General features: G+C 66.8%; 10 protein-coding genes. 5 read left to right on the top strand and 5 right to left on the bottom strand.

Going from position 1 to position 12,225, the window contains the following annotated elements:
* The 4 genes from VML93_RS11045 to VML93_RS11030 all read left to right on the top strand — a co-directional run.
* Positions 1 to 1,619: fatty acyl-AMP ligase (locus tag VML93_RS11045; RefSeq protein ID WP_325610484.1), on the top strand; the 1,619-nt coding region annotated here is incomplete at its 5' end.
* A gap of 40 nt (positions 1,620 to 1,659) precedes the next feature.
* Complete coding sequence (locus VML93_RS11040; protein ID WP_325610482.1) at positions 1,660 to 1,935, top strand: acyl carrier protein; 276 nt, start codon at positions 1,660 to 1,662, stop codon at positions 1,933 to 1,935.
* Positions 1,932 to 6,170: a type I polyketide synthase gene (locus VML93_RS11035; protein ID WP_325610480.1), complete on the top strand. Its 4,239-nt coding sequence runs from the start codon at positions 1,932 to 1,934 to the stop codon at positions 6,168 to 6,170. Before VML93_RS11040 ends, VML93_RS11035 begins: the two co-directional genes overlap by 4 nt.
* Positions 6,171 to 6,277: 107 nt before the next feature.
* Positions 6,278 to 6,961: a thioesterase II family protein gene (locus tag VML93_RS11030; protein ID WP_325610478.1), complete on the top strand. Its 684-nt coding sequence runs from the start codon at positions 6,278 to 6,280 to the stop codon at positions 6,959 to 6,961.
* 15 nt (positions 6,962 to 6,976) lie between these two features.
* Here VML93_RS11030 and VML93_RS11025 read toward each other — a convergent pair whose 3' ends face one another.
* On the bottom strand, positions 6,977 to 7,765 hold the full coding sequence (locus tag VML93_RS11025) for an alpha/beta hydrolase (RefSeq protein WP_325610476.1): 789 nt from the start codon (positions 7,763 to 7,765) through the stop codon (positions 6,977 to 6,979).
* A gap of 150 nt (positions 7,766 to 7,915) precedes the next feature.
* Here VML93_RS11025 and VML93_RS11020 point away from each other — a divergent pair, with 150 nt between their 5' ends.
* Positions 7,916 to 8,197 carry a hypothetical protein gene (locus VML93_RS11020; RefSeq protein ID WP_325610474.1) on the top strand — a complete coding sequence of 94 codons (282 nt, stop codon included), beginning with the start codon at positions 7,916 to 7,918 and terminating at the stop codon, positions 8,195 to 8,197.
* Positions 8,198 to 8,202: 5 nt separating this feature from the next.
* Here the strand turns inward: VML93_RS11020 and VML93_RS11015 are convergent, their stop codons facing one another.
* From VML93_RS11015 to VML93_RS11000, 4 genes are all read right to left on the bottom strand, one after another.
* Positions 8,203 to 8,706: a hypothetical protein gene (locus tag VML93_RS11015; RefSeq protein WP_325610472.1), complete on the bottom strand. Its 504-nt coding sequence runs from the start codon at positions 8,704 to 8,706 to the stop codon at positions 8,203 to 8,205.
* A 162-nt stretch (positions 8,707 to 8,868) separates the two neighbouring features.
* Positions 8,869 to 9,330 carry a pyridoxamine 5'-phosphate oxidase family protein gene (locus VML93_RS11010; protein ID WP_325610470.1) on the bottom strand — a complete coding sequence of 154 codons (462 nt, stop codon included), beginning with the start codon at positions 9,328 to 9,330 and terminating at the stop codon, positions 8,869 to 8,871.
* Between the two features lie 140 nt (positions 9,331 to 9,470).
* Positions 9,471 to 9,971 (bottom strand): NUDIX hydrolase, encoded by a 501-nt coding sequence (locus VML93_RS11005; RefSeq protein ID WP_325610490.1) that lies wholly within the window; start codon positions 9,969 to 9,971, stop codon positions 9,471 to 9,473.
* Between the two features lie 68 nt (positions 9,972 to 10,039).
* Positions 10,040 to 12,031 carry a GMC family oxidoreductase gene (locus VML93_RS11000; protein WP_325610468.1) on the bottom strand — a complete coding sequence of 664 codons (1,992 nt, stop codon included), beginning with the start codon at positions 12,029 to 12,031 and terminating at the stop codon, positions 10,040 to 10,042.
* Positions 12,032 to 12,225: the final 194 nt, after the last annotated feature.

Below are 12,225 nucleotides of genomic sequence, written 5' to 3'. Positions count from 1 at the left end.
GCGAGCTGGACCGCGGTGCGCGTGAGGTCGGCGCCTGGCTCAGCTCACGGCCAGAAGCCGATCGACCTGTTGTGCTCCTGTTCGAGCCCGGTGTCGAGTTCTGGAGAACCTTTCTCGGCTGCCTGTATGCCGGGGTCGTCGCTGTCCCGGCACCGCTCCCCCACGATCAGCGCAGCTTGAAGCGCGTCGCCGGAATCCTGCGCGACGCCGACAGCCGCCTGGTGCTGACTTCCGCGAACCTCTACGAGTTGATCGCCGCGGGCATCGACGGACTCGGCCTGGACCACCCGGTCACCTGCTTGGCCATCGACGAATCGACGCTCGCCGATGCGGACAAGTGCACGATGGCCGACGTCACCGTCGAATCCATCGCCTTCCTGCAGTACACGTCGGGATCGACCGGCGACCCCAAGGGCGTCGCGGTGACTCACGGCAACATCCTGCACAACGCATTCGCGATCTCGCAGTTCCTCGAAACCGACGACACGTCGAGGCTGGTCGGCTGGATCCCGCACTTTCACGACATGGGACTGATCAGCCAGATCATGTGCTTCTACGCCGGCGCCGATGCGGTGATCATGTCGCCGCTGACCTTTCTGAAGCAGCCGATCCGGCTGTTCCAGACGATTACCAAGTACGGCGGCACGTTCACCGCGGCGCCGAACTTCGCCTACGACATGATCGCTCGTCGCATCTCCCCGGAGCAGCTGACCGGGGTCGACCTGTCCACGCTGCGCATCGCCTTCAACGGGGCAGAGCCGATCCGCCGCCGCACCATCGAGGCGGTCACTGAGCTCCTGGCCCCGGTCGGGTTCCGTGCCTCCGCGATCCGGCCGGGTTACGGGCTGGCCGAGGTGACGGTGTTCGCGACGGCGACCCCGCCCGGCACGCCCGTCGTGTGCCTCGAAGCCGACGCCGCCGCGCTCGAGCGCAACGAATTCGCACCACCGGTGGGGCGCGCGGTCTCCCTCGTCAGCTGCGGGGTCCCCGGCCCCGGCATCGACGTCCGCATCGTCGACCCGGAGACATTGCAGCCCGTGGCGGACAGCCAGGTCGGCGAGATCTGGCTGCGCAGCGCCAGTGTCGCGAAGGGTTACTACAACCGTCCGTTGGAGACCGCGGAGCGGTTCGGCGTCCAGACCGCCGACGGCGAGGGCCCCTTCCTGCGCACCGGCGACCTGGGACTGGTTCACGATCAGCACCTGTACGTGACCGGTCGCCGGAAAGACCTCGTCATCGTCAACGGCCGCAACCTGTACCCGCAGGACATCGAGGAGCTGGTGCAGGAGGTGCATGCCGCAACAGGCGCCGCGCGCGGTGCCGCGGTCGCAGTGGACGCACACGACGGCGAACGGCTCACCGTCATCCAGTCCGTCAAGACCGAAAAGCTCGACGGAATGTCGCTGGCGCAGCTTGCCAGCGCGATCAAAGTTGCCGTGGCCCGCAGCTTCGAGATCCCGGCCCCAAGCGTGGTGCTGTTGGACCGCAACGGGATTCATCTCACCACCAGCGGGAAGGTGCAGCGCGCGTCGATGCGCGCGGCTTTCCTGCGAAACGAACTCAGCAACGTTCTCCACGAGAGCCTCGACACCGCCGTCGCTGCCGCCCAGATCCGATAGATCCGAAATCGCGTAATCCTTTACAGAAAAGGAGCTTTCGATGTACATGTACCGATCGGCCCGCAACCCCGTGCTCGGCTGGCTGACCTCCCGCCTCGCCTGCCACCTGGACGTCCCGACGCACGCGATCGACCCGACCCTTCCGCTCGCCGAAATGGGTGTCGACTCGGTCCGTGCCCTTGGACTCGTCGGCGACGTCGAGGCGCACTGGGACATCGACGTCGACCCGACGTTGGTCTTCGACTATCCGACACTCGCGCATATCGCGGACTTCATCCGCGACGCCGTCGGCCCCCGGGAGCTGGTGACGCAATGACCGACATCGCGATCGTCGGGATCGACTGCCGCTTCCCGAAGGCGCCCGACGCCGCGGCACTGTGGGACCTATTGATGAGCGGCGATGAGGGAATCGCCGAGGTGCCCGAAAGCCGTTGGGACTCAGGGCAGTTCTACGACGCAGCCGGGAAGCCCGGCGCGGTGAATCATCGCACCGGCGGATTCATCAGCGACGCAGACGCTTTCGACCACGAGTTCTTCGGCATCACCCCGCGCGAGGCCCAGACCATGGACCCCCAGCAACGCCTGCTCCTGCAGGCCGCCTGGCGCGCGCTTGAGGACGCCACGCTGGACCCCCGATCGCAGGCCGGCACCAACACCGGTGTCTTCGTCGGGGTGATGGCCAACGAGTGGGCCCATCAGCACATACGCGACTTCTCGCAGATCACGGCCCAAGCAGGTTCGGGCAACGGCTATTTCATGACGGCCAACCGGCTGTCGTACCAACTCGACCTCAAGGGCCCCAGCCTCGCCGTCGACACCGCATGCTCGTCATCCCTGGTCGCCGTCCACGTCGCGGCCGCCGCGCTGCGTGCCGGAGAGTGCGACCAGGCGCTGGCCGCGGGCGTGAACATCATCATCACCCCGGCGCTCAACGTGTTCTACACCCAGGCCGGGCTGTCCGCGCCCGACGGCCGGTGCAAACCGTTCAGCGGCTCGGCGGACGGCATCGGCCGCGGCGAAGGCGTCGCCGTGGTGGTTCTGCGCCGGTTGGACGACGCCCAGGCCGACGGGCTGCCCGTCTACGCGGTGATCAAAGGTAGCGCCGTCAACAACGACGGGCGCAGCAACGGCATCACCGCACCGAACCGCTGGGCCCAGGAGAAGGTCGTCGAATCCGCGAACCGGGTGGCCGGCGTCGCAGCCGAGCAGATCAGCTTCCTCGAAGCACACGGCACCGGAACACTTCTCGGCGACATGATCGAGGTGAAGGCGCTGGCTTCCGCCCACCGGCGGCGGCGCGGCGAGCTCTGCGCGATCGGTTCGATCAAAGGCAACCTCGGCCACACCGAAGGCGCCGCGGGCGTCGCGGGCCTCATCAAGGCGGTGTTGAGCCTGCACCACCGCGTCGTCCCGCCGTCGCGTTTCGCCGACCAGGAGAATCCCCAGTTGCGGCTCGCCGCGAGTGGTCTGCGCCTGGTGACCGAGCCGCTTCCCCTTCCCGCGGAGGCCGCCTACGCGGGCGTCTCCAGCTTCGGGATCGGCGGCACCAACTGCCACGTCGTACTGGCGAGCGCTCCGGCGTGCGACGACGCTCCGGTCTCCTCGGGCGGCGGCGTACTGACTCTTTCGTCCAACAGCCGCGAAGGTCTGTACCTCAATCTCGCTCACCTTGCTGACGACATCGCCCGCAGCTCAGCACCTCTCGCGCAGTTGTGCTGGTCGAGCAACCGGATCAAGTCGTCGGGCAAGGCCAGGTTGGCCATCTCTGTCGACGACCGCGACGACGCGGTGCACCGGCTGCGCCGGCTCGCGCACCCTGCCGGCGACCTCGAGGCGGTGTCCGGTTTCGCGCAGGACATTGCGGCGGGATGGCTGTTCAGCGGGCAAGGCACGCAGTACCCAGGGATGTCGCATCGGCTGCATGACAACAGCAGCGCCTACCGCTCAGCGCTGGCCGCCGTGGAGGCCGCCGCCTTGCCACACCTCGGCCAGCCCATTCGCAATGTCTTGTTCGGCACCGACGAGCGGGTCAATCGCACCGAGTTCGCCCAGCCGGCGATCTTCGCCGTGCAATTCGCGTTGGCCCACGCGCTGATCGAGTTGGGCGCTGAGCCGGCCTGGGTGCTCGGGCACAGCATCGGCGAATTCGCCGCCGCGGTGATCGCCGGGGCCGTCAGCCTCGACGACGCGTGCCGGCTGGTCGTCGCGCGCGGCCGGCTCATGCAGCGGCTGCCGCGGACCGGGAAGATGCTCGCCGCTCGCGTGAGCGCCGACGACGTCGCGGACCTGGTCGACGCCGATCCCTCGCTCGCCGTCGCGGCGGTGAACGGGCCCCGCGAACTGGTGCTGTCCGGCGCCGCCGACTCGATCGACCGGGCCGCCGCCACCCTGCGCGGGGCCGGCGCGGCCGTCCGCGAACTCGTTGTCTCGCATGCCTTCCACTCGCCACTGATGGAGCCGATGCTCGAGGAATTCGGGGCGCTGGCCAACACCTGCACGTTCGCGCCGCCGAGCATTCCGGTGTTTTCCACCCTGCGCGGCCGGTTGCTCGAAGACGGCGAGCCGATGGACGCCGAGTACTGGGTGGCTCATGCCGCGGGAACCGTCCGGTTCGGCGACGCGATATCCGCGGCGCTGCAGGCCGAACCGACCCACCTCATCGAATTCGGTTCGAAGCGGACGTTGATCCCGATGATCAAGCGGTCGCACCCGGGTGTCGGATTCAAAACGCTGACACCACTGCCCGGCCCGGACGCCGGCGGCTCGGAACTCACCGAAACCGTCGCCGCGCTGTACCGGGACGGCCTCAATCCGAACTGGGACAACCTTTATCCGCCGCAGGCTCAGGTTCCGCAGCGGCTGACCGGCTACCGCTTCGTGACCACGAACCGGTCCTGGATCACGCCGATCACCGTCGGCTTGCCGCTGCCGCAGATCGCCGAGCCCGCTCAGTTCGAAGAGCAGACAACGATGGACAATCTGATCGCGCTATTCAGGGAGCAGGCCGCGGCGATCGCCGCGGTGGCACAGGGCGGAACAGCTACTCAGAGTGCGACGGGTTCGTCGGTCAGCGACGTCGCGGCACTGGTCCGCGCCGAGGTGGCTCGCGTCAGCGGCTTTCCGGAGGGTTCGTTGCGCCCGGCCCAAACCATCGCCGGAGACCTCGGCTTCGACTCGATCATGGTCGCCGACCTGTTCAGCGGGCTGGCCCGCAAGCTGCCGGGAATCGTGGTCGATCCGGGCCACTTCGGATCCACCACGACGATCGGCGACGTGATCGCTCACGTCGGTGGCAGGCCGGCGGACGAGCAGTGCCCGGTTACCGACGTGGCCGGGCCGGCGGTTACGCCGGAGTACCGGATCGCTGAGTTTCCAGAGGTCGTCGCGCTCTCCGAACGGCTGCAGCTCGGTGCCGGACTGGACATCGACAACCCGTACTTCGTGCTCAACGACGGGATCACCAGAGACACCTCGATCGTGAATGGTGAAGCGGTAGTGAACTTCTCGAGTTTCAACTACCTCGGCATGTCCGGCCACCCGGGCGTTGCCACGGCGGTCCTGAATGCCGTCATGCGTTACGGCAGCTCCTGCTCGGCCTCGCGGGTGCTGTCCGGCGAGAAGCCGGTACACCTCGAACTCGAGCGAGAACTGGCCGACCTGATCTGCACCGAGGATGCGATGGTCCTCAACAGCGGTCACGCGACGAACGTCACGGTGATCGGCCACCTGCTCGGCGAAGGTGACCTCGTCATCCACGACCGGCTCGCACACGACAGCATCGTGCAGGGCTGCAAGCTGTCCGGCGCAACGCGGCGGTCGTTCCCGCACAACGACCACGCGGCATTGGACGACATCCTCACCAACATCCGCCACCAGTACCGCCGGGTGCTGGTGATCATCGAGGGCATCTACAGCCAGGACGGCGACATCCCCGACCTGCCCGCCTTGATTGCCGTCAAGAAGAAGCACCGGGCCATGCTGATGATCGACGAGGCCCACAGCATCGGTGTTCTCGGCCGCACCGGCGGGGGCATCGGAGAACACTTCGGCGTGGACCGCGCCGACGTGGAACTGTGGGCAGGCACGGTATCCAAGGCCCTGGCCGGCTGCGGCGGGTATGTCGCGGGAACCCGTGAGGTAATCCAGTACCTGAAATACACCACTCCCGGGTTCATCTTCAGCGTCGGCATGCCGCCGGCGATGGCTGCGGCCGCTATGGCGGCGATCCGGCTGATGCGGTCGCAGCCCGAACACCTGCGCCGGCTGCGTGAGAACGCCGAGCTCTTCCTGAGCCTGGCACGGGACGCCGGCATCGACACCGGCGACAGCGCGGGCACCCCGGTGATCCCGTGCATCGTCGGCAGCTCGGTCAAGGCGCTCAAACTGTCGGACGCTCTGATGCGGCGCGGCATCAACGCCAACCCGATCCTGTTTCCGGCGGTGCCGGAGGACAAAGCGCGGGTGCGGTTCTTCGTCACCAGCTGCCACTCAGAAGAGCAGATCCGTTCCACAGTCAAGGTGCTGGCCGAAGAGCTGGCGCTGCTGGGCTGATTTCGGCAGGTCAGCGCCGCAAGAATCCTCCAAGAATCCGTCAAGGATCCGCCAAGCGGCTCGCGGGATTGTGATTGCCAAGACAGGGATAGAAAGGCAAGGACATCATGCGGCTCTTCTGCTTCCACCACGCCGGCGGCGGCGGACTGGCGTTCAAGGCATGGAACAAGGCGCTGAAGCCGGCCTTCGAGGTCATTCCGGTCGAGATTGCCGACCGCGAGCGGTTCTCCACCCTGCGGCACCTGGTCGACGAAGTCAACGAGCAGCTGCGGTCCAGCCTTGACGAGCCGCACATGTTCTTCGGCCACAGCTTCGGCGCCCTGCTGTCCTACCGGCTGGCGTGCAAGCGCGCGGCCGAGGGTTCTCCGTTGCCCCGCGCGATGTTCCTGTCCGCCTACGCCCCGCCTCACCTGCCGCCGCCACTGCACCACGTGGATCACCTCGACAACCAGCAGCTCGCGGCCTTCCTGTCCGAGGTCGGTGGGCTGCCCGCGGAACTGACCCGCTGGCCCTCGCTGCACGAGCGCGCCGTCAAGGTCACCCGGCACGACCTGCGGCTGTGCTCGACGGACGAGGAACTGAGCGCCGCAGAGCTGCCCTGCCCGATCCATGTGTTCGGCGGCAGCGAAGACCCGCTGGTCAGTGAATCCGACTTGCACGAATGGCGCTCCCGGACCACCGCGGACTTCTCGGTGCAGATCCTCCGGGGTGGCCACTTCTACCTCCGTGACCGCCAGCCGCTGCTCGAGACGCTGCGGCCGATGATGTCGACGATCGCTGCGGCGGCATAACGCTTCAGGCGGCTCTCAGAGTCCCTGGCCGGCGAGCCAGCGGTCGATTCGTTCGGCGACAGCCTGCCACCCGGGCTCGAGCATCATGTCGTGGCCCATGTCCGGGAAGATGTCGGGCACGGTGTGGTAGGCGCGGGCGGTGCTCTGAAACGCCCTCAGGTTGAGATGGCCGTCCTGCTCGCCGCCCAGAACCAGCACCGGCGCCGATACGCGCTCGGGCCGGACCCGGTGCAGCAGGGCCATGTCGGGTCCCATGACGCGGTAGCTTTCGCCGTCGAGGAGCGAGAAGCACTTCTCGACCGTCGCCTCCGGAGTGTGCTTGCTGAAAAGAATCTCGCGCACCCGGGCGGGCCCGTCGTAGATGCTCACCGGGTCACGTGTCACGTTGAGTTTCACGGCGAGCCATGGATGCTGCAGGGTGGCGCGCAGCTGAGTCGCCGCGTAGGAGCGCGGCGGCACAGAGGCCATCAGGATTCCGGCGGGTGCGGCGTTCGATTCAAGGAACTTCTGCACCACGAACCCGCCCATCGAATGACCGACCAGCACGGGCACCGATGCAAGTCGCCGCACGACTTCGCTGACGTCGTCGACGTAATCGGGGATGGAGCAGCTGTTGAGCGGCGCTGACATGTGACTTGAGCCGTGCCCGCGAAGGCTCAGCGCAACCGCCCGGTAGCCGTTGTCGGCGAAGAAATCGAGGAAGTGTTCGTCCCAGCACCAGGCGCCGTGGCACGCCCCGTGGACGAAGAGCAGCGGAACGGGATGCGCTTCGGTGACAGACCCCTTGTCGATCACTTCGAGCATGATGTGCCAGCCCTTTCGACCCGGTGCGCCGCGGTTGAATGATCTTCGCACTGCATCTATTTGGAGCGGTAGTGAACCAGCGCAAGAATTTCGCAAGCGGAGTGCGGGACCCTGTGCGGTGTCGGCCCCTCTCCCGCAAAGGAACACGCCATGAACACCACGCCCACCCTGAAGCGGACGCTCGCCGGACTAGCCATGTCAGGCGGTGTCGCGGTAACCCTGTTGGCGCTCGGCGCCGGCACCGCCCAAGCTGCCCCGGCCTGTCCCGCCAAGGGCTCCGCCTGCCAGCGCTGGTGCCCCGGTGACCCCAACCCGGCCGGCCGGCCGGTGCCGTGGGACGGGAATGTCTGCCACGACTTCTATTGGGACTACAAGGGCGTTCACGACATCGGCACGGGCCAGTTCTACGCCTGGAACTCGATGCCGTTCTAAAACCGTCAGCGCGAGGCCGCCGGTAACGCGGCGACCGGCATCTCGACGGTTCCGCGACACGGGCCGCTGCTGATATCGGTATGCCAGGTACCGCGCAGCGACCCGTCCGGCTGCGGCGTGTAGAACGCCCACGACTTCGCGGGCGCCCACACTTTCGGAACGCCTTCTCCCATATAGCAATCCCACTGAAAATCGAAGCGCTCGACCCACTTGGCTCCGTCCCACGTGTAGTGCGACGGCACGGCGATCGTCGGGTTCTTGGGAGTCGGCCCGTCGTTGGCGGTGGCGACGCACGTGACGGCCGAACACGCGGTCGCGAAGTTGTAGTCGGCGCTGAAGGTGGGTTCGGCCTGGCCGGCCGCCACGCTGCTGCCGGACTTTTGGGCCGCATACCTCACCAGCGAGTATCTGCCGTTCCAGGCCGGTGTCGCCGCGTGCGCCGGAATGGCCGAGACTAACGCCGCGCTCGCGATGACGGCGAGCGTGGCGAATCTCGATCGCGAGCGCATCGTGTCAATTCTGTCGGATCGACGACGCGGCAAGGTATCGACACGGACACGATCGCGCTTTGGGCCAATTGAACCGCGCTTTGGGCCAATTGAACCGCGCTCAGTCCAATTGAACCGCGCTTTGGGCCAATTGAACCGCGCTTTGGGCCAATTGAACCGCGCTCAGTCCAATTGAAACTTGGTGGCGCCGAACGGTTCCGACGTGCCGAGCGCGACGACCGTCGACGGCGTCACGCGATAGACATGCCAAGGGGCAGGGCCGGCCGACTGGGCATTGTATTCCGCGGTGAGCGCGTCGCCTTCGACCTCGGCAGGCCAGCCGATGCGGTTGTAAGCCGCAGCGACAGAAGATAATTCCTCCGCATCGCTGACCCGTTCGGCGGTCCCCTCGACGACGAGGTCGAACGGCTCGGTGGCGACACCAATCGTGCATCTGGGGTCGCGAGCCAGGTTGTGCGACTTGCGGGTCACCGGGCCGGAAGTGAAGTACCAACTGCCGCTGAGCGTTACCACCCCCAGCGCCGTGACGTGGGGGCTGCCGTCGCGATTGATCGTCGTGAGCCACACGGTGTGGCGCTGTGGGCCGCCGGTTCCCGGCTCCTGCGTCAACTGATTGTCCAGCACGGCTTTGACGCGGGCCCACTCAATCGGGGGCGCTCCGTACCCATCGAGGTTGCGCTGTGTGATCGTCATATTCGTATTGACCGATGCCAGCGCCGGAATTCATCGCCGAGCAGACGCAAAAGCACCTATTTTGCTGCGTATTAGGGTGCTTTTGCGTCTGCTCGGCGTAATAAAAACAGGCCGTACGCGGCGATCGACTGCGCGTCGGCGATCACTCCGGTGCGGATCATCTGCTCGACGTCATCCCGCGAGAACCAGGCGCTGCGCATGTCCTGCTCCTCGTGCTCGCGATCGGCTTGTCCCTCAGAGATTCCGGTGGCCAGGAACACCCATCCCCGCTGACTGCTCATCCCCGGTGCGACGTCGAGCTGCCCCAGGGCCTCGAACGAGGTCGCGCGCAACCCGGTCTCCTCGCGCAGCTCACGCTCGGCCAGCGCAGCAGGTTCGAGGTCCGCCAGCCCGGGAGCGGTGCCCTGCGGAAACTCCCAACGTCGCGCACCGAGCGGATACCGGAACTGCTCGACCAACTGGAAACGGTGTTCGTCGTAGGGGATTACGAGCGCGTACGTCGGCCTGTCCACCACCGCGTAGATGCCGGCGCTGCCGTCCGGCCGGCGGATGTCGTCTTCGCGGAACACCATCCACGGGTTGCGATAGATCTCGCGGGACGCCACACGTTCGATGAAAGGCACCTCGCCAGTATCGACGATCAGCCGTCGGCGGCGATGATCGCGTCAGCAGTCCGGTCGGCGAGCGCCATGATGGACAGCATCGGGTTGGTGCCCGACGGCGTGGGGAACGCGCTGCCGTCGCCGATCCACACCCCGGGGGTGTCGTGAAGTTCGCCGTAGGGTCCGGCGACGCTGGTCTCCGGGTCGACGCCCATCCGGCAGCTGCCGGTCTGGTGCGCAGAGAACATCCGGTATCCGCCCGCGCCGAACGGAATCGACTGCGCCTTCGCAATGAACCCGTCGAGGTCCTCACCGTCATGCCAGGTGGGCAGACCGTCGGCCAGGACGTGGATCCGCTCCGCGCCGGCCGCTTGATGGGTACGCACCACCGCGTCCACGGCGGTGCGCAGATTAGCCAGGTCGATCGGGTCGGTCACCGAGTACGTCACGACCGCGCGGCCGTCGTCGTCGATGGTGACTTCGCCCGACCCGTGGTCGCGCACGATTCCGATCGCCCACGCGATCTTCGACAGACCACTCATCACCGTCTTGTGTTCGACTGCGCCGGTGAAAGGGATGAAGCCCGCCGCCGAGGCCGTCGTGAATTGGGGTGCCTGGATCAGAAAGCCGTAACCGTGTTCGGGGTGTTCGAACTCCTCGATGTTTCCCGTCATGCACGCTCCCCACCAAGCCCTTTGGTCCTCCGGGAAGCTGCTGATACAGGCGACGACGGGGTGCAGCCGCAGGTTCTTGCCCACGGCCGGGCCGCCGATGCCGGAGCGGAGCAGCAGCGCCGGCGTCTCGAGCGCACCGCACGCCACCACGACGCGCGGCGACCGGACGGTGACGGCGGCGGTCGCCCCGGTCGCCGGATCGGCGTACCGCGCGGTGACGCCGGCCGCGCGACCGTTCTCGTCCCGCAAGATCCGCTCGGCCGTGGTGCGGACCAGGATCTTGCCGCCCACGTCGAACGCGTCCTGCAGGTAAGTCTTCATCGTGCCCTGCTTGGAACCGGTGGGGTCGCCGAAACCCAGGAAACCGGCCGTGTCCGGCGAGTAGGTCGCTTCGTCGGTGTTGCGCTCGAGGCGGCTGAAGGCCCAACCGAGCTTGGCGGCCGCTTCTTGCAGCCGCTTGTTGGGGCCGTTGAAGTCCGAACACTTGCCGTTGACCGATATCCGCTTGGAGACCGCGTCGAGGTGGCGGTCGAACTCGGGGCCGTCGACCCCCTTCAGACCGTGCTCGTTGGCCCATTCCTCCCGGACCCACGACCGGGTGCGCAGGCAGTTGGTCCAGTTGATCGTCGTGCCGCCGCCCAGCGTGGCGCCGGCCTGCAGCGTCAGGTTCATGTCCGCGGTTGGCGACGGACCACCCCGCCAGAACGTGTTCCGGTAAGCATGCAGCTCGACCTGGTCGAAGTCCTCCTCGTCGTAGTAACCGCCGGCCTCGAGAACCACCACGCGCTGGCCGGCTTGCGCGAGCCGCCCCGCGATCACACCGCCTCCCGCGCCGGAGCCGATCACCACCGCGTCGGCGACCAGCTCGATGTCGCCGTCGGGCACGAAGGGCACGATCGTCTTGGTTCCCTTGGGCGTGGCCACCGTTGACCCGGGGTAGCCGAACTTCTTCCACATCGGGTTTTGTCCGGTCGCCGGGTTGGCCAGGCCGTAGCTGTGCATGAGGATGAGCTTGATCAGGATCTCTACGCCCGCACTGACCATCGGCCCAAGCGACGCGGTTGCGGCTAACAACTCCTCGCGCGACTGCTGGGATGCGCCCACGATGCCTTGCGCGCCGAGCGCATCGACCAGACCGAGCAGACCGTCGCGCTGCTCGTCGGGCAGTGTTCCGAGGGCGTGGATCGTCCCGAGATCCGCGCCCAGGTCGCTGCCCGACCGGGCCCAGAAGCCACACGGATCGTCGGCGCGATCAATCGAGGGCACGACGGTCTCGGCGAGCGCCTTCAGCACCTCCTGACGTTCCTGAGTCAACCAAGCGGGATTATCGGTGACGGTTCCAGCCGACGCGTTCATGGCACTTCCTTTCTCACCTTTGACCAGGATCAACGACGTGTTCAGCGTGTCAAGAGGGCATCCGTGGGCGATAGGAACGCGAGTACGAACTATTGCGCTCGATTTGTCCAAAAGTACAAATCCGCCCGGCCCGAACGCCGCGATCGCGTACGCTCACACTCGCGGTAGTCGAAGCTGTGACCGCGAATCCAGGC

The organism is Mycobacterium sp. (assembly GCF_035499775.1).
GTDB lineage: Bacteria > Actinomycetota > Actinomycetes > Mycobacteriales > Mycobacteriaceae > Mycobacterium.
Note: the sequence above shows the minus strand (reverse complement) of the source record. Positions and strands in the feature narration are given on the sequence as shown.